Raw genomic sequence first — 16,909 nt, 5'->3', positions numbered from 1 at the left:
GGCAACGTTGCTAGCAAAGGGAGCTCGTTCAGCGGCCGCTTACGCCATATCATTTGCGACTTTCTCCATTGCCTCAACAAGCTCATTGATGTCGTCTCGGTTATGGTACAGACGCGTGGAGATGCGGATGGCGTGATGTGGCGCGGCGGCCCCTTCCACTTCGAACTGCGTGTACTTCAAAAGGATTCGATATTCGCTTTCAAGCCGAGCTACGAATGTCTGGAACAGCGCCTCGTTGAACGCGTCGTCGGGGTTGCGCAAGGGATTGAACGAGGTCAGCGCAGTCGCTAAGCGGGCGTCGCGATAGGGCGAATAAATTGCAGCCTCACCCCAATGCTCGGCAATGCGCGCTTTCAGATAGGCGCTCAGGCCGACGATGTACCGTTCGATCCGATCGCGGCCGAACTCGTTCCACGTATCGCAAGCTCTCCTTAAGGCCTGCATTCTGCGCAAGCTCGCACTACCCACGTTCTGAACGTACTCTGCGATATCGTAACTGGGCGTGCTGTTAGCAGTCCGTGGTGGTAGGCCGCCGGCGAGTGGATACCAGGTCGAAATGATAGGCCAAAACGTGGGAAGTGGTGCCGGATTATGCTGCAACAGCACTTTGTTTCGAATGTACAGGATTCCCGTGCCAGGAGGCCCGCACTGCCATTTGTTGCCGGAGCCTGCGATGAAATCTGCGCCCAGCTTGTGAAAATTAACGTCCAACATACCGGGTATATGCGCGCCGTCAATGACGCTGATAAGGCCCCGTCGTTGGGCAAGCTCGGTCAGCATTTGAATCGGAAGCATAGTGCCGGTCAATGCAGTCGGCGCGGAGAAAAGTAATACCTTGGTGCGACTAGTAATGGCCGCGCTGAACCGCTCGACATAATCCTCGGCGCACTGGTCGTTCCCAACCGGCAGCTTGACTTGCTTTATGACGACGCCGTGCCTGTCGCGGGCAAGGGCCATTGGTGACAGGGCGCCATAGAACTCATGATTGGTTGTCAAGATTTCATCACCGGCGTTCAGCTCCAAGCCGCCTAGAATCTTTGAGATCGAATCAGTCGTGCTCACTGTGACGACTAACTCATCGGCGTCGCAGCCGAAACTAGGTGAAATCGCCTCTCGCATATCGGCAAACGTAGTGCAAATGGGCTCATCGTCCTCCATCACGCCACGTAGTGGCGAGGCCTTTGTGTTTGCGTCCATATTTCGAACGTGGGTATTCAAGGCGAATAGAGACCGCGTTTGCTTCCAGAAGAGAGCGTCGCAAGGCAAGGCTCGTTGCCGTGATTGCATGACGATTGGCCGTTTTGGAGACTGTTCTGCTTCTCGGTCCGTCCGGCTCCGGTCAGGGTGCCGCGTTCGAATTTCTACTTCAAAAGCGAATCTGACTCACGACATAGCGTTTCGAGACGAACACCAATACTGGAGTTTGGTGACTTTCGCTTGATGTGCAGTGCTTCGGCGACTTAACAGCTCGGTGGAAATTTCAATCGTCCGCCCACGGGCTGGTACCAAGCTCTTCACAAATTTGTCGAAGTGCTGCGAGACAGCGCGATACCGAATCCAGAACTGTTACATCGCCTAGGTGCGTATCTGATGTTGACCCCACCTCGGATCGGGGTAGTGACAAGGCAGTACTCACCGATTTGAGAAATTCTTGACTTTCCATAGGCCTATTTGAATGTTTGAGCGTATTTCTTTTGCGTCGTGTGGAAGTCGTCCCATGGCCAACTTCCCCCGCGTTCCGTCGATTTCAGACTCATTGCGCGGTTTCCAGGGTTGTGCAACGCGCCGTCCAGCATCTTGAGGATAATTTCCCAACTTGCCAACACCATATCCGGCGGTGCCGACTGGACCACAGTATCCGAAGCACGCACTGCCCGCGCCAGCGGCGCGGGAATCAGCTGTGGATTCATTGGCACGTAATGGGTGAGCTTGAGATTTGTTCCACCTTCCGGCGGTTTCGTCAGCTCGTATCGAATTACGCTTGCTGCAAGCGCGAGCCCGCCGCAATGTCCGTTTCCTGCGCGGAGAGCCTCAGGAATAGGTTGCGCCGGCGCGGTCTGCTGTCCAGTCACCCACATGTGCTCAAAGACCGACGGTGCGTCAAATTGGGTAACGATTCCGTGCTGCGTTGACCCGCTATTCGCAAACCTCAATACGATCTTGCCGCCTTCGCTCTGGTCAACGTCAGCGTCGGCGTACCAGTCAATCATGCGCCCGGGATCCGTCATTGTGCGCCACACTTCGTTGATGGTTTGATCGAAGTGACGATTGAATTCGACAGAATAGCCGCCGTTGGGGCTTACTTCTAAACTGCCCTCTCGTTTAAAGGTCGTCGCCGGTGGTTTGGCTGTATCAGCAGACCGCAGATCGGCTTGTTGAATCCGCTCGTCAAGCGAAGTGAGGCGCTTGTTTATTCGCTCCTCTAACGAACGAAGTGCGTCGACGATGTCGTCAGTTTCTTTCGTCATTGATCGCCTCCCCACAAAGTTTTCATGAACGGAAGTATGGATGACTGACGTAAATGAACACGGAATGTTCCTAGCAACCGTATTGCGACACTAAATTATTGGCTTCTTTCATATTGCGCACTTTCAGCACACACGAAGCGGCCGGCGGAGATCGAGAAAGGACAGAGGGTTCGGCAGCGCGCTTGCACGTTATGGATTGCCGACGCTCAGTGCTCACGGGTCTCACGATTTCGGGTCAGGTGTGGGTAGGGACGAGTCGTAGGAAAGGCTCGGAAACCACTCGGTGCCGCGACCTTCGCGGACCAAGTCAAACACGTTCCACAAAGGCCACATTAAGTCGAGATGACGAGGATTTTGGCCAGCATCGGGTTTAACGAATTGTAGTTCCGTGCTATAGGCATGCCGAATGCCATCGCGGCCCCGCTCGAAGACTTGAAGGATTGGGGTCTGGTTTTGGTCTGTGGTTTGCGCGTTATAATCGGAATTAAAGGTGTTGTTTTTTGATGACAACAAACGATGGTTGTTCCACTGTCGATCTCGTCCCAAGTCGCGCAGTTGCTCGATCGACGTTTTCGCGACCACGACCAGGGAGACGCGTTGACGGATGTGCGGGGCAGCACCGTTGAGGCTATCCAAAAACGATGCGCACATCGGGCAGGGCGTATTGGCACCCGGCGCAAACATGAGTCCGTAGATGACGAGAGTTTTCGTGGTGCCCTCAAAAAGCTCCGAGAAATGCGTCCGCTTTAGCGCTGTACGATCGTTCAGATCGATTCCGCCTTCGTCAAATACGTAATCTTCCTTCAACTTGCCGCCAGGCGGCAAACTTCGCCGTAGTCTAGCGACCTCCTCCAGTTGGCGACGCAACGCGACTTCTGCCCCGATCAAGTGATCCCGCGCTTGACGATAAACATCGGTTTCATCCGGAAAATGCTTATCGTGGAACCGTCCCATCTGTGTTTTTCCAACCATGGCCCACCTTCGATCTGTTCCTATTAAACTGTCGTTGTCTAACGAGGTATCGTTTCGAAAACCTCTTGCTGCGAATGCAAATCGGTAAAAGCCTCCTCATTGACAGGGTGGCGTCAGCCGCACGGACCCCCATAACCGATGAATTGGCCGGCCAAAACCATGCGCCGGAGCAGCACCGCACCACCAAAATTGTCTCACTTCAAAAAGGATGGCGGTCCTGCTTGTTCATCCAGGCGCGATAGGCCTCGAGCCCAATATCGCGCTCAAAATTGTCAGTCACCGGGATACGTTGCTGGGTCAGCGGCTTGACGAGTTCTTCATACTGGACAACGTCTTCGAAGCCGATCTGGCGGGCGTCTTCAAGGCTGGCACTGCAATAAACTCGATCGATGCGCGACCAGTAAATAGCGCTTAAACACATCGGACACGGCGCGCAGTTGACGTAGATCTCGCAGCCTTTGAGCATACGCGCGCGCGCTGGCAGCGGATCCAGCGAGCCCGCTTCCCGTGGTATCATTCCGAGGATGGTATCGGCCGCATAATCGCTTCCTATTAGCGCCTTCGGATTCAGTCTGGCCGATGCGTCTATGATAGCGGTGATCTCGGCATGATCGACCGGACATCCGCTGAGCAACACGCGGCTCTGCCCGCGGCCAATGATCACGCCGTTTTTCACGATCACTGCGCCGAACGGGCCGCCCCAGCCCTTCTCGACCGACTCGATTGCGAGTCGCGTCGCCTCCTGCATGAATTTCTTCCGCTCCGAATCGAGCGCCGCAACGGCGGCGCAGTTTCCGTTTGCTGGTCGCGCCGGTTTCGGCTGCTTTGCGTCAGCCATGGCCTTTGCCTGCAGTACAGCGAGCTGGGCATTAACCCGTCCGAACCCGTAGTCGTCATTGCGGCCGTTTGTATACGGCACGCCACCGATTTTTTTGCACGTGTCCTGCATCAGCTTACGCACCTGCTCGGGGCTAAGGAAGGAAGCTACCGACAGGACTAACGCCGCGACTCCCGCCGCTAAGGGTGCGGCAAAGCTCGTGCCTGTCCACGACGAATACCCGGCGCTGACTGCATTAAACACGTCTACACCCGGCGCGAGAAAATCAAGCTCCGGGCCAAAGCCCGAGTTGTTCTCGGTGTCGCTTCTCGTCGATCGACCGACCCGAATGATAGCTGGATGCGAGACTACGTGATCTTTCGAGATCGGACCATTGCCGTTGGTCGTCGCCCAGAATATCGGTAGTCCGAGGCCGCCGCGCCCTTTCGACGCGGCAAACTTGAGCGCGTCGTCCATGACAGTTTGCAATTCCCAGGCTGCTCCATTGGGCCCAAGGGAACAGGACAATATATCCGCTCCCTTGGCTGCGACGTTCTCGGTCGTCGGGTCAGCCGCATAAGCGACTCCGCGTGCGAGGGTTGTTTGAGTGCCAACCTGATCCGGCTGGATACAAATCAAAATTAGTTTTGCCTCCGGGGCTGCGCCGCAGCCGCCTAGATGGTTGTCCGCGACGGCCGCAACTTGAGCTGCGCAAAACGTTCCATGCGGCGCGCTGGGTATGCTAGCGGTGCCCTGTTGAAATGAACCTGTCGGATCAAAACGACCCGAAATAGGATCAATGTTCGCTCGCAAGTCTTCGTGTTCAGGATCGAAACCATTGTCGATTACAGCAACACGAACGCCCGCGCCGCGGGTAATATTCCAAGCGATTTCGGCGCCTACATCGGCCCCTGCGATGCCTCCACCAGCCCCCGAATTGTGCCACTGCCATTGTTTGAGGTACTCGGGATCGCTCGGTGTTTGCCGGCCCGGGAGGTGCTGTATCAAATTGGGCTCGGCCGATAGCACGCTGTCCTGCCCGTGTAATTCCGCCGATTTATCGATGCCGTCTTTGCCGTCGATAGCGCGTACCTCGAAAAGGTTCGGTGCAAAGCTCAGTTGCCGGATGATCTTTAGGCCATTAACGGTGAGAAAGTCACTAGCTTGAGCCTCAGTCAAAGTGGGTACGAGCTTGACGACAAGCTCATCGTTGACAATCGCAAGCCGGCCATCCTCGTCGCGCACGACCGAGCCGACGGCGTACGCACCCCCTGGCGTTTGCCGACGAGCGATGACGCCTCGGGTCGCCGCCGAAGGCTCGACGAAGATCCAATCCGCCCGTTCGAAGGCAGCCGCCTCCTCCGGATTCATCACGAAACCGCGCGCCGCTGCGTCGGCGCGCGGTATGCTCGTCCCGAACTGTTCCCGGTTGGCGCTTCGTACCCCATCCGGCGAGCGCTGCAATTTAAGTGCGGCAATTCCCTCTAGTTGCTCAACCTCAACCCGCTGACCTCGTCGATAAAATACGCGCGTCATGGCTGCCCTCCCCTGTTAGACGCTCACCGTCAAGCTTTATGCGACTTTCAAAGCTGATTTGCTCCTATCCCAAGAAAACTATCCTAATCCTATAAAGCAGTAATGGGCTGTCGCTCCCGGTGCGATCTATCGATCGTCCTTCTCGTCCTTTCAATTCAGACATGAACGGCTCTCAAAGGAATCCCGGTGTTATGGCCACACAATATCGTTGCCGTCCGCGCTGATCTCCACAACGTGCAGCGGCGATGAGGCAAATCTGACTTGGGGTTGATCAAGGCGACACCAACTCCTTCTCACTCACTTTATCTCGCCCCACACGTTACGTCAGCTCAGTTGTCCTTTGGGCATGACGAGTGTTGTTGTTGAGCCGACAGCCGGCTAGATACCGAGGTTGGAAACAAGTCATTTTCGGCGGGCGCTTCGGAGGGACCTCGCCTGCAATGCTTGGTAGTGAGTTCGATATCCTCGCAGATCAGATGAGGGCTGCGAGCCGTGGCCGCCTAGGATCCGTTATGCGCGTGCGTGGTGACACAGATTTGCCATCAGCTTTCAATCAATGGTTATCGAGCAGGGCGAGCGAGGTCGTCTCACCGGAATGTTACTTTAACGACTCGTTGGCCATTTTTCGCAAGGATTTAGCTGTAGGGTGGGATTTGCTTAGACTAGGTTGGACGACTGAATTGCAGGAAGTGGTTGCAAGAGAGGGAGATATTGGATTGGCCTGGACTTGCTTGGACGTGAAGTAGGGAGACACGGGCTCCGCCAGCATTCCCAACGTCGCATGTTCTCTGCGCGACGATGTTGTCAATTGAGCCCAGTATTTGCAGCGATCTCTGATTCGGAATCCAGACTTTTAAGCGGTAAGGCCCGCCCATCCTTCTCCGAAGGGATGAATTCTCTCCCGAGCTCTGGACTCTGGGGGTTCGTTACCGAGCTCTAAACTCAAGTGTTTCAACGGCTTAAGAATTCCGATGAAAATGGGGTTGCTGTAGATCTCTCGGGCAACCGAAGACGTGTATGTGGCCTAGCCGATTCGCGCGACCGGATTGGTCATGGCGTTTTGTGAAGGCGTGTATTCGAAAACTGGGCTTTCTGAGGCCCTGGTGTCCGCCTGTTCACACCCGCGAGTCGCCGTCGCATTTCTGCTCCGCCTCAAGATCAACTTCCGCTTTTCGGTGCAGATGAACAGCAAAGGTAACTGGGAAGAGGGGCTCACTTGCAGGGGCTAATTGCTTCCTCGGCCAATGACCTGGTTCTTCCAAAGGGTCCCTGTAATGGCCGCTGTTGGCGCAAAGCGGACGTCCGGTCGGACACGCACGTCTCACCACTATCGGAAATTGCCGATCGCTCGACCCTGGTCAGCTTTCTGCTCGGAAGCTGACCAGGCATAAAACAGGAATTACCAAACCCGCAGGCACAAACAGTTTGATTGCCGCGGAATTTTCCGCCGCACTCCTTTGGCATTTTCGAACGCGCAAGCCGGCGAGCGGGAAGCTCGCCGGCGACGCATCGCCATCAGCAGAGTGCCACCTTATTGTCGCGTCAGGCGAACCACGTCCTGCCTCAGGAGGTAGAGCGACACGGCGAGCAGAACGACGTCCTTCATCAGGAAGGGAACGTTCCCCGTCATCGCAGGAAAGCCTCCCGCAGCGACGTCCCAGCCTTCCGGCATGAATGGAATGATCGTAACCGTCGCGATGAACGTGCCGGTCGAGCCGAGTGCGCCGAGGATGCCGAGCCGCTTGTCCCAGAAGCCCGCGAGCAACAGGCTCCCGAACATCAACTCCGAGACGCCGAGGAAATAGCTGGCGCCGGCATGGCCGAACACGGGATAGAGCCACGAGATCAGCGGCCCGTTGCTGATGAACGGGACCATTCTTTCGAACGCATACGGGAACCACTTCTGGTAACCGAAGAAGAAGAACATGATCACCATCGAGGCCCGGACGACGTGGTAGTCGAGATCCTCCGCGAGCACGCCGGACCTGTGGAGCGCGCGGACAAGGGGATTTTGAGTGGTGTTGGCAAGCGTGGTCATGGTCGTGATCCTTTCATTCAAGATGATCTGACGGGGCGCGGTCGCTTCACGCGACTGCGGGAAAGTCGATCTCGGTGTCGTTGATCCGGTTGAAGACGTTGGTGAAGACGGTGGTCGCGAAGGCCAGGCTGATCTCCACCAGTTGGGCATCGCTGTATCCGGCGGCCTTGATCGCGGCGAAATCGTCGTCGCTCACGGTGCCGCTGGACTGTGCCAGCTTGCGGACGAAGCCGACCAGCGCGTCACTCTTGGCATCGCCGGTGGGCTGACCGTCGCGGATCTGCTTGAGCGCCTCCGGCTTCACCCCGGCGAGCCTGGCGAGATGGTTGTGGGCGGCGACGCAGTAGTCGCAGCCGCCGGCGGCGCTGATGACCAGCTTGATGACCTCCTGATCGCGCTTGGTCAGGGTGCCCGCAGCGAGCACCGCATCGGCGGCGAGCACTGACTTGAGGGCAGCCGGACCATGGGCGGCAATGGCTGCGAAGGTGTTCGGCACGCTGCCGATGGCCTTCTTGATTTGCGCATAGATCTGGCCCGACGGGCCGGTTGTGGTTTCGAGGTTCGGGACTGAGAGACGGGACATGGTGGCACTCCTTTGTGAGGGTTGGTGAACGATTGCGGAGTGACAATATGGTCTCGTATTGATACTTTGAATGTCACATTGTCTCAACTATATGCTCCATCGTCTCATATTGGATTTTCTCAGGAGGTCGCGATGGATTGGCTAAGCCGACTGTTCGAAATGATGCCGGTGCGCGGGCGGCTCGATCTGCGCTGCAACTACGGCACCCCCTGGCGCATCGACCAGGGGCCCGGTGAGGCCAACGAAATCCCGTACCACGCCGTGCTCGCCGGCTCCGCGATGCTGGAGGATCCGGCCGGGGGCCGACCGCTGCAGCTGAAGCCCGGTGACATCCTGCTGCTCCCCGGCAACCCGCGACACGTGATGCACGATGGCAGCGGGGCCGAGCCGCTGCCGGCACGCAACCGCGCGTCCCTCAACTTCACGATCAGCGAAAATCTCGGTTCGGACGAGCGGCTCGATCTGTTGTGCGGACACTTCGCCGTCGCTCCACCGCACGACCGCCTGCTGCGCAGCTATCTGCCGCCGCGCCTGGTCGTGCATGCCGGCACTCACGCTGGACAGAAGGAAACGGCCGCGCAGATCGCACGCCTTGTCGCGCTGATGCGAAGCGAGTCCGCGGACGATCACCTGGGCGGACGCGCGATGTTGAACGCGCTGTCGACCGCGATGTTCACGCTTGTGCTGCGGCTCGCCAGCGAGACGGACGACGCTCCTCGGGGTCTCCTTGCTCTGGCCGGTCATCCCCGCCTGGCACCGGCGGTGGCGGCTCTGTTCAACGAACCTGCGCGCGCATGGTCGCTGCCGGACCTTGCGCGTCTGTGCAACATGTCGCGAGCCACGCTCGTCCGCCAATTCCAAGAGAAGCTGGGGCGGTCGGCCACCGATCTCCTGACCGACATCCGGATGACGCTAGCAGCGAACGAACTGAGGAAATCTTCCCTCTCGACCGGCGCGGTGGCGGAGGCGGTTGGATATCAATCGGAAGCGGCCTTCCAGCGCGCCTTCAAAAGCCACATGGGCATCACGCCGGCCCAATGGCGCAAGATGCAGGAGCCGTCCGGCCGAGAGGTCTTCGCAAGGCCTGCCGCACCCGCCGATGCGAAGCCGGCGGAGACGTCCGAAGTGGATCCTCCTGTCAAGCGCAGGCCAGCGACGGGCGGCGATGCGCCCTCGCTGGCTAGCGAAGATTCGTGACGAGGTGCCGTTCAGTCCGCCGACGCGACCTCGGCCAGCGGGTAGTCGATGTAGCCGCGCGCGTCGCCGCCGTAGAAGGTCGACCGATCGTAGCGGTTGAGCGGAAGGCCGCGCCGCAGCCGCTCGGGCAGATCCGGGTTGGAGATGAAGTGACGGCCAAATGCGACGAGGTCGGCGTCCCCCGCGGCGACGATAGCCTCCGCCGAATGCGGTGCGAAGCCGCCTGCCGCGATCAAGGTCCGCGAGAACTTCGGCCGCAGATGCTGGGCGGCGATCGGCGCCTGGCCATGCGAGATCTCCTCGGTGCCCTTGATGCGCGGCTCGACAACGTGGAGGTAGGCGATGCCCAGGCGATCGAGCTGGCTCGCCACGTAGCCGAAGGTTGCGGGCGGATTGCTATCCGACATTGATCCGTACGTGCCGCTCGGCGAGATGCGCACGCCCACACGATCGGCACCCCAGGCAGAGATGGCCGCCTGCGTCACCTCGAGCAGGAAGCGGGCGCGATTTTCGATTCTGCCGCCGTACTCGTCCGTGCGCTTGTTGGTCCCGTCCTGCAGGAATTGATCGGGCAGGTAGCCGTTCGCGCCGTGAATCTCGACGCCGTCGAAACCCGCACGCAGCGCGCGTTCGGCGCCGGATCGGAACTCCTCGATGATATCAGGGATCTCATGCAGTTCGAGGGCGCGCGGCATCGAGAACGGGACTTCGCCGCGCTTGGTGTAAGCGTAGCCCTCGGCCGGAATGGCAGAAGGCGCGACCGGCGCTTCGCCGTTCGGCTGCAGATCGACATGAGACTGCCGGCCGACATGCCACAACTGCTGAAAGATGCGGCCGCCCTTGGCGTGGACCGCGTCGGTGACGCGCCGCCATCCGGCGACCTGAGTATCCGAGTAGATGCCCGGCGCGCCGGCATAACCGTTGCCGCGGATCGAGACCGGCGTCGCTTCGGAGACGATCAGACCGCCGTCGGAGGCGCGCTGGGTGTAGTAGTCGACCATCAGGTTGCTCGGAATATCGCCCGGGTCGGAGCGCATCCGCGTCAATGGCGCCATCACCACACGATGGGACAACCGGTAGGGACCGACTTCGGTCGTCGAGAATAGCTTGCTCATCGCAGACTTCCTTTGAATAGCCTTGGTTGGGAAAGACGGCGGCCGGTGGTCGCGACGAAGTTGCGCCCCACCGGCCGCCTGATGCGCCGTCACGCCTTGACGGCGGCCGCCCGCTGCAGAACTGGGATCATGTCTTCAGGCTCGGGTCGGCGGGTGTAGTCGGGGTTCACTTCGGAGTAGAGGATCACGCCGTCCTGTCCGATGACGTAGCGGGCCGGCATCGGCAGCGTCCAACTCGGATCGTCGTTGAATGTCGGCAGATCGTTCTTCAGTTGCTTGTAGAGCTCGACCAGGTAATCGGGCAGGTTGAAGCGCAGTCCGAACGCTGCGCCGACCTTGCCCCTCACGTCCGACAGGATCGGGAAGCCGAGCCTGTTCTGGCGCACCGATTTCCGGCTGTTCGGGGCGGTCTGCGGCGAGATCGCGACCAGCGAGGCACCGTACTTGTCGAACTCCGGCTTGGCGGCTTCGAGCGCCTGCAGCTCCATGTTGCAGTACGGGCACCAGACGCCGCGGTAGAAGCTGAGCACCAGCGGACCGCGCTTCAGGAGATCCGTCGAGTTGACCACGTTGCCCTCGGGATCCTTCAGCGAGAAGGAGGGAGCGACATCGCCGGCCTTCTTGGAGCGCTGGGCAGCCCCCGACTGGATCAGTTCTGCGGTGGCGCGGTGCATCGTCTCGATGACGGTGCGAGGAACACTGTAGGGCGGCTTTCCGGCCTCGAAATCGGCTTTGAAAGCGTCGAGCTTGGCTTGGAGCGACATGACGGTTCTCCTTTGGGCCTTTGCGTGGAGGACGGCGGCGCCGCCCGTTTCGTTGAAGTCACACGCAGGAAGCTAAAGGAGACCGCCATGGCGGGTAGCCGGGGCGTTGGACTAGAGGTTATTCCCGTCGGGAATGATCACTACGCTACTCGCGTCAGCACCCGCGACAGATGATCAGCTTGCGGTCCAGCTCCTGGTCGAGCTGCTGTTGCTGGCGCTCCCAGGCCGAGACGGCCTCCGATGGGACGTCGGCCTGGCGCGGTTGCCGATGGCCGACCGGAGCAAGCCAGGGCCGGCGAGAGGTCAGTTCTACGGACTTGCTCCTTGCAACCGCCTTGACGCCGGCATGATCTGCAGTCGCGGTGATCGGCAGATCAGGGAGGACGCTGACAGCGTCGTGCTGATCGGTCGCGTTTGCCGGCGAAAGCAGACCGACAAAGAACAGAGCTGCGGCGGTAGTGCGGATTGAGCGCTTCAGGATCGAGATGTGGGACATGGCGACACTCCTTGGCAGGAGGCTCGGGATGAGCAACTCCGTTGCGTGTCACCGTACTCGTTGACCCAAAGCGCTGAATGCCGCCCAGGATCGAAGACATGCTCGTTCGTCTCATCGGCCGCCGTTGACGCGCTCATCGCCGCAACGTCGGTCGGCTTTCCCGGTTATGCGTTGAAGGTACGTTCGAAGAAATCCACGAACGCCCGTGCCTTGGCCGTCGTGGCGCGCCCCGTCGGAAACACGGCCCACAGGTCGAGCGCCGGGAGACTCCATTCCAACAGGACCGCACGGACGGCGCCCGATCGTAGTTCGGGGCTGAACATCCACTCCGACGCGATGGTGAGGCCTATATCGGCGAGCACCGCAGCTCTTACGCCTTCCGCAGCGGTCACCCGCAATCTGCTTTGAACGGTCACAGCCAATTCGGAACTGTCACGCCGAAACGACCAGACGCTGCCTTCTCCCTGGAGATAGACGACGGCCTGATGCTTGCTCAGTTCACTTGGCGTCGACGGCGTGCCCGCGCGATCGAAATAGGCAGGCGTGCCCAACACGAGGCGCTTGCATCTTGCGATACGGCGCGCGGTCAGCGCCGAGTCCATCAACTTTCCCATCCGGAGAGCCACATCGATGCCCTCCTGGACGAGGTCGATCTGGCGGTCGTCCAGAACGACCTCCAGGTCCAGCTCCGGATTCTGCGCCAGGAACTTCGGCAGCAGCGGAATGAGGTGGATCCGGGCAAAGGTGACGGCGGCGCAGATCCGCAATCTTCCCTTAAGGCCGGCTCCCGCTCCCCGCGCGGCGAGCTCGGCCTCGGCTGCTTCCTCGAGGGCGCGCCTGGCACGCTCGAGATAACCGAGCCCGGCCTCCGTTGGGGTGAGGCCGCGCGTCGAGCGCGTCAGCAGCTTGACCCCGAGATACCCCTCCAGCTGCGCGATCGACTTCGAGACTGCCGGTTGCCCCACCCGAAGCTGCCGGGCCGCTCCGGAGAAGGACCCCGTTTCGACGACCCGCACGAACGTCTCCATCGAAGCCAGACGGTCCATCCTATTCTCCGCAGGAATGAGCGATATCGCTCCGCCCTATCTGCCATGCCGCGCGAGAATTGGCCACATCTTCACGCATCCGAGCGGTTTGCCGACAAAGGAGAGAAGCGATGAGCACCCATGAACACCCGATTGTGATGCCGGTCCGGAGCGCCGGTGCAGGCTCGAGCCGCATGACCCGCGCGAAGGCCGCAAGCCTCGAAGCCGTTCAGACCTTGAGCGGGGCGGCAAGGGATGCTCTGTTCGCCTATGCGATGACGGGGAGCGCGGTGGCAGGCCTCGCCATCATCACCGCGCCGCACCTCGAGATGCTGCTGCGCTGCGTCTTCCAGGGCCGGGGATAAACGGGCGCAGGCCGCCTGCGGCGCCCACCTGATTGACAGGGCGTCGCAAGGGCATTGAATCAGGAACGGCAAGCGCGTTCCGGCAACGCGGAAGCAGGAGGCCTCGAATGCAGCGACCGACGGAATCTTCTCGCGTCTCGGATTTCTTGCGCTGCGCCCGGAACGCGTTGCCCGGCCAAGTCGTACTCGTTCTGCAGGGTGGCGGGGCCTTGGGATCCTACCAGGCCGGCGTCTATCAGGCGCTGCACGAAGGCGGCATCGAGCCGGACTGGATCGTCGGCACGTCCATCGGAGCGATCAACGCCAGCCTGATCGCCGGAAACGCGCCGCAGGACCGTTTGCCTCGACTGCACGAATTCTGGAGCAGGGTGCAGCGTGCTCACCAATGGGACTTGCGCGGCGTATTGCCGGGATTCGCCGACAAATGGTCCTACTGGACGACCCTGACGCACGGCATACCCGGGTTCTTCATGCCCAATCCGCTCGCCCATGCCGGCGACGGATTCCCGCTCGGCGCGGACAACGCCGGCTACTATTCGACGGCTCCGCTGGAAAGCACTCTCGCCGAGCTCGTCGATTTCGATCTGATCAACCGAGGACGCCCGCGCCTGACGGTCGGGGCCGCGCACGTGCGCACCAGCCAGATGACGTATTTCGACAGCCGTCGCTGCAAGCTGGACGTGAAGCACATCATGGCGTCCGGCGCGCTGCCGCCGGCATTCCCCCCGGTACGCGTCAACGGCGAGCTCTACTGGGACGGCGGCATCCTCTCCAACACGCCGACCGAAGTGGTGTTCGACGACAATCCGCGCAGGGACTCGCTCATCTTCAACGTCCACCTGTGGAATCCAGTGGGCGCCGAACCGACCACGATGACGGAGGTCCTCAACCGCCACAAGGACGTCCAGTATTCCAGCCGGCTCGCAAGCCAGATCACGCGCCATGAGCAGGCGCACCGCTTGCGCCACGTCATCAACGAGATCGCGGCACAATTGCCGGAGTCCGAACGCACCAGACCCGAAATCACGGAATTGATGAGCTACGGCTGTCAGACCCGGATGCACGTGGTGCAACTGCTGGCGCCGCAGCTTTCGCACGAAGATCATACCAAGGACGTCGATTTCAGTCCCGCCGGCATCAGACAGCGCTGGGACGCGGGCTACGCCCACACCAAGGCGGTGCTCACGCGCGAGCCCTGGGTCGGCCAATTCGATCCGCTGTCGGGAGTCATCCTCCACGAAGCCGCGGAGTACAGGGCGGCGCTCGCAGCCGAATGAATTTGACGAGGGCGCCTCCGCTGCTTTGCTACCCCGTGCCGGCGGCGGCCAGCTGATACAGCCTTCCGGTCGCGTCCAAGTCCTCGACGCGCCATTCGCCGCCGACGCCTTCGATGATCCACCTGAGCAGTGCCCACAAATCGCTATCGACATTGGTGTCATCCAAGGTCTCCAGCGCATAGGGCAGGGCGTAGATCTCGAGCCCGTCCGGAAACGGCTCACCACTCCGCCCGATGAAGACGAACGCGTAGATCATTCCAGAAGGAGCCCGCACGTAGCCAGGCCGCGACAAACCTTCCGAATTCAGAGAAAAGCGCCGTACGAAGAAGTCCCGGAATTCAGGGTAGTGCCCGACCCGATCCTCGGTCAGCACCAGCGCCCTTCTCGTTCCGTTAAGCTCAGGATTATCGATGATTTCGATCTGCGTCATGACTGTCTCCCCTCGATACGGTCGAGGAAACGGTTGATCTTCTCGGCGATCTCGGCGCCGGAATCCTCTTGCAGGAAGTGCCGACCGGTCACCAGTTCGGGTCCCTCGGCATGAGGCAATAGTTCCTTGAAGCGCGTCGCAAACGTCTTGTGGTCGAACACCTCGTCCTCTCTGCCCCAGACCAGAAGCGTCGGGAACTTCGACTTCCTCAGCTCGCGCTCGAGCCATTCGAAGCGCGAAAAGCCCCGCGCGCTCTTGTCGAGCGGAATCCAACGCGGCCAGGTCCATGTGAGGAGACGCGATCCCGGATCCGGCAGGATGCCTTCGTAGACGCTCTGGGCCTCCGCCCTGAATTTCTTGCGGTCGACCACCGACAAGTACATGCCGCGGCCAGCAAGGGCGTTGTGGCGTCCGAGGAGAAACGGACCTACGACGGGCGCGTGCATCATGCGCCAAGGGAATATTCGCTGGTGGAATTCGGCCGGAGGAAGGGGCCATGCCCACGTGCTCATGATAACCAGAGCGCGGACGCGGCCGGGATTGGAGAGCGCGAACCCTAGACCGGTTGGCCCGCCCCAGTCGTGACAGACCATGGTGGCGTTGCGCAAATTGAGCTGCCTCAGCAGTCCCGTCAGGTTCGCGATATGGCCATCCAGAGTGTGCCCCTGTTCACGCACTGGCTTCTCGGACAGGCCGAATCCGATCATGTCAGGAATGATGACGCGCCGGCCCGCCGCCGTCAGCGGCCTCACGAACTTGCGATACAGAAATCCCCATGCCGGGTTGCCGTGCAGGAGAACCACCGGATCGCCGGCACCCTCGTCGATGTAGTGCATGCGCCAGCAGTTGACGCGCTTGAATTTCGGCTCGTATGGCCATTGCTCATGCGCGAACCGCTGCGCTCCTCCCGATGCATCCATTCCTTTTCTCCTTATCCAAAGAAGATCACAGCCTGGCCGTTGAGGCCCGGTAGCCCGACAGCCGCGCCCAGGCATTTGCCACTCACGAAATCGAAGACGACGACTTCGTCTTGAGCTACGCCGTAGAGCTTGCCGTCCGGCCCGAAGCGTAGGCCGCGCGGCTTCCTGAATCCGGTCCCGCGATCAGGAGCGAGGACGCGAACGAGACGACCATCGATCCGATCGTATTCGCGGATGGTTGTCACCGCATCCGGAGCTCCGAACGGATGTTCGCTGCTGACGACCACGTTTCCGTTCGGCGCGGTTGTGAGGTCGAGCGGGCTGAGCTCCGGATCCTCGACCTTCCAAGACAACTTGATCCTCCGTTCCGGACTGAACGCCAAAATGGTGTTGTCGCCTTCGCCGCCCGGACCGATGCCGGACGCGAGAAAAAGAGTGCCGTCCTGGCCGAATGCAAACCCGCGCGGAAACGGGACCACCGCAGACGGAAGCACAGGGTGGCCAAGCCCATCGAGCGTCGGCGCAAACGCCGTGATAGTCCGTGCAGCGCGTAATCCGACATAGTACCGGCCATCGGGTCCGAAGTTGCCGCCGCCCGGGTTTAACCCGGCAATCTCGCCGCTCTCGCACACCACACGACCCTTGCCGTCGAGCGCCAGAATCCGGTTCGACCCACTGTTGAGAAAGAGCAAAGCTCCATCGACGCCGAGTCCGCGCGGATCGACGATCCGAGCATCCTCGCTGAATGGTCCGAGCAGCTCTCCGTCCTCACCGAATGCCAGCAGCTTGCCGTAGCCCGCACCGTTCGCGCCTGAACCGCTCGTCACGAGGAGAACCATAGCAATTCCTGCCGTTGCGACCTGCGCCTTCGTGCGCAGCCCCCGCTCGTATGACGCGCGATCCACA

At 60.4% G+C, this 16,909-nt stretch carries 16 protein-coding genes; 3 read left to right on the top strand and 13 right to left on the bottom strand.

Annotation, left to right across the window (positions count from 1 at the left end; translation table 11 throughout):
- Nucleotides 1–39: 39 nt before the first annotated feature.
- The 6 genes from JQ567_RS30015 to JQ567_RS29990 all read right to left on the bottom strand — a co-directional run bounded on the left by JQ567_RS30015 (nt 40) and on the right by JQ567_RS29990 (nt 8,414).
- Nucleotides 40–1,197 carry an aminotransferase class V-fold PLP-dependent enzyme gene (locus JQ567_RS30015; protein WP_283816590.1) on the bottom strand — a complete coding sequence of 386 codons (1,158 nt, stop codon included), beginning with the start codon at nt 1,195–1,197 and terminating at the stop codon, nt 40–42.
- Nucleotides 1,198–1,667: 470 nt separating this feature from the next.
- Nucleotides 1,668–2,468: an SRPBCC domain-containing protein gene (locus JQ567_RS30010; protein ID WP_212442170.1), complete on the bottom strand. Its 801-nt coding sequence runs from the start codon at nt 2,466–2,468 to the stop codon at nt 1,668–1,670.
- Nucleotides 2,469–2,690: 222 nt separating this feature from the next.
- Nucleotides 2,691–3,440: a DUF899 family protein gene (locus JQ567_RS30005; protein WP_212442169.1), complete on the bottom strand. Its 750-nt coding sequence runs from the start codon at nt 3,438–3,440 to the stop codon at nt 2,691–2,693.
- 199 nt (nt 3,441–3,639) lie between these two features.
- Nucleotides 3,640–5,793, bottom strand: coding sequence for a S8 family serine peptidase (locus JQ567_RS30000; RefSeq protein ID WP_212442168.1), 2,154 nt, complete (start codon nt 5,791–5,793; stop codon nt 3,640–3,642).
- Nucleotides 5,794–7,324: 1,531 nt separating this feature from the next.
- Nucleotides 7,325–7,831, bottom strand: a complete 507-nt coding sequence (locus tag JQ567_RS29995) for a YkgB family protein (protein WP_212442167.1) — start codon at nt 7,829–7,831, stop codon at nt 7,325–7,327.
- 46 nt (nt 7,832–7,877) lie between these two features.
- Nucleotides 7,878–8,414 (bottom strand): carboxymuconolactone decarboxylase family protein, encoded by a 537-nt coding sequence (locus JQ567_RS29990; protein ID WP_212442166.1) that lies wholly within the window; start codon nt 8,412–8,414, stop codon nt 7,878–7,880.
- A 132-nt stretch (nt 8,415–8,546) separates the two neighbouring features.
- Here JQ567_RS29990 and JQ567_RS29985 point away from each other — a divergent pair, with 132 nt between their 5' ends.
- Nucleotides 8,547–9,611, top strand: a complete 1,065-nt coding sequence (locus JQ567_RS29985) for an AraC family transcriptional regulator (protein WP_212442165.1) — start codon at nt 8,547–8,549, stop codon at nt 9,609–9,611.
- Between the two features lie 11 nt (nt 9,612–9,622).
- Here JQ567_RS29985 and JQ567_RS29980 read toward each other — a convergent pair whose 3' ends face one another.
- From JQ567_RS29980 to JQ567_RS29965, 4 genes are all read right to left on the bottom strand, one after another.
- Complete coding sequence (locus JQ567_RS29980; RefSeq protein WP_212442164.1) at nt 9,623–10,726, bottom strand: alkene reductase; 1,104 nt, start codon at nt 10,724–10,726, stop codon at nt 9,623–9,625.
- An 89-nt stretch (nt 10,727–10,815) separates the two neighbouring features.
- Nucleotides 10,816–11,490 carry a peroxiredoxin-like family protein gene (locus JQ567_RS29975; protein WP_212442163.1) on the bottom strand — a complete coding sequence of 225 codons (675 nt, stop codon included), beginning with the start codon at nt 11,488–11,490 and terminating at the stop codon, nt 10,816–10,818.
- Nucleotides 11,491–11,644: 154 nt separating this feature from the next.
- Nucleotides 11,645–11,986, bottom strand: coding sequence for a hypothetical protein (locus JQ567_RS29970; protein ID WP_212442162.1), 342 nt, complete (start codon nt 11,984–11,986; stop codon nt 11,645–11,647).
- Nucleotides 11,987–12,150: 164 nt separating this feature from the next.
- A complete protein-coding gene (locus JQ567_RS29965) occupies nt 12,151–13,032 on the bottom strand; it encodes a LysR family transcriptional regulator (RefSeq protein ID WP_212442161.1) in 882 nt (293 codons plus the stop codon).
- 110 nt (nt 13,033–13,142) lie between these two features.
- On the opposite strand from JQ567_RS29965, the gene JQ567_RS29960 reads away from it, so the two are divergent.
- Together JQ567_RS29960 and JQ567_RS29955 are read left to right on the top strand one after the other, a co-directional pair.
- The gene (locus JQ567_RS29960) at nt 13,143–13,376 is read left to right on the top strand and encodes a hypothetical protein (RefSeq protein WP_212442160.1); all 234 of its coding nucleotides are present in this window, start codon (nt 13,143–13,145) and stop codon (nt 13,374–13,376) included.
- 107 nt (nt 13,377–13,483) lie between these two features.
- Nucleotides 13,484–14,653, top strand: a complete 1,170-nt coding sequence (locus tag JQ567_RS29955; RefSeq protein WP_212442159.1) for a patatin-like phospholipase family protein — start codon at nt 13,484–13,486, stop codon at nt 14,651–14,653.
- A gap of 28 nt (nt 14,654–14,681) precedes the next feature.
- Here JQ567_RS29955 and JQ567_RS29950 read toward each other — a convergent pair whose 3' ends face one another.
- From JQ567_RS29950 to JQ567_RS29940, 3 genes are all read right to left on the bottom strand, one after another.
- The gene (locus JQ567_RS29950; RefSeq protein ID WP_212442158.1) at nt 14,682–15,083 is read right to left on the bottom strand and encodes a hypothetical protein; all 402 of its coding nucleotides are present in this window, start codon (nt 15,081–15,083) and stop codon (nt 14,682–14,684) included.
- Nucleotides 15,080–15,919 (bottom strand): alpha/beta fold hydrolase, encoded by an 840-nt coding sequence (locus tag JQ567_RS29945; protein WP_212442157.1) that lies wholly within the window; start codon nt 15,917–15,919, stop codon nt 15,080–15,082. Before JQ567_RS29945 ends, JQ567_RS29950 begins: the two co-directional genes overlap by 4 nt.
- Nucleotides 15,920–16,014: 95 nt before the next feature.
- Complete coding sequence (locus JQ567_RS29940; RefSeq protein ID WP_212442156.1) at nt 16,015–16,908, bottom strand: hypothetical protein; 894 nt, start codon at nt 16,906–16,908, stop codon at nt 16,015–16,017.
- Between the last annotated feature and the right edge of the window lies 1 nt (nt 16,909).

Origin of the sequence: Bradyrhizobium sp. AUGA SZCCT0431 (assembly GCF_018131065.1) — a bacterium.
In the GTDB taxonomy this organism is placed as follows: Bacteria; Pseudomonadota; Alphaproteobacteria; order Rhizobiales; family Xanthobacteraceae; genus Bradyrhizobium.
This window is presented reverse-complemented; position numbering and strand designations above follow the sequence as displayed.

Bases quoted from the DNA above. Each gene is read 5' to 3' on its own strand.
- JQ567_RS30015 (WP_283816590.1), bottom strand. From the start codon at position 1,197: ATGGACGCAAACACAAAGGCCTCGCCACTACGTGGCGTGATGGAGGAC.
- JQ567_RS30010 (WP_212442170.1), bottom strand. From the start codon at position 2,468: ATGACGAAAGAAACTGACGACATCGTCGACGCACTTCGTTCGTTAGAG.
- JQ567_RS30005 (WP_212442169.1), bottom strand. From the start codon at position 3,440: ATGGTTGGAAAAACACAGATGGGACGGTTCCACGATAAGCATTTTCCG.
- JQ567_RS30000 (WP_212442168.1), bottom strand. From the start codon at position 5,793: ATGACGCGCGTATTTTATCGACGAGGTCAGCGGGTTGAGGTTGAGCAA.
- JQ567_RS29995 (WP_212442167.1), bottom strand. From the start codon at position 7,831: ATGACCACGCTTGCCAACACCACTCAAAATCCCCTTGTCCGCGCGCTC.
- JQ567_RS29990 (WP_212442166.1), bottom strand. From the start codon at position 8,414: ATGTCCCGTCTCTCAGTCCCGAACCTCGAAACCACAACCGGCCCGTCG.
- JQ567_RS29985 (WP_212442165.1), top strand. From the start codon at position 8,547: ATGGATTGGCTAAGCCGACTGTTCGAAATGATGCCGGTGCGCGGGCGG.
- JQ567_RS29980 (WP_212442164.1), bottom strand. From the start codon at position 10,726: ATGAGCAAGCTATTCTCGACGACCGAAGTCGGTCCCTACCGGTTGTCC.
- JQ567_RS29975 (WP_212442163.1), bottom strand. From the start codon at position 11,490: ATGTCGCTCCAAGCCAAGCTCGACGCTTTCAAAGCCGATTTCGAGGCC.
- JQ567_RS29970 (WP_212442162.1), bottom strand. From the start codon at position 11,986: ATGTCCCACATCTCGATCCTGAAGCGCTCAATCCGCACTACCGCCGCA.
- JQ567_RS29965 (WP_212442161.1), bottom strand. From the start codon at position 13,032: ATGGACCGTCTGGCTTCGATGGAGACGTTCGTGCGGGTCGTCGAAACG.
- JQ567_RS29960 (WP_212442160.1), top strand. From the start codon at position 13,143: ATGAGCACCCATGAACACCCGATTGTGATGCCGGTCCGGAGCGCCGGT.
- JQ567_RS29955 (WP_212442159.1), top strand. From the start codon at position 13,484: ATGCAGCGACCGACGGAATCTTCTCGCGTCTCGGATTTCTTGCGCTGC.
- JQ567_RS29950 (WP_212442158.1), bottom strand. From the start codon at position 15,083: ATGACGCAGATCGAAATCATCGATAATCCTGAGCTTAACGGAACGAGA.
- JQ567_RS29945 (WP_212442157.1), bottom strand. From the start codon at position 15,919: ATGCACTACATCGACGAGGGTGCCGGCGATCCGGTGGTTCTCCTGCAC.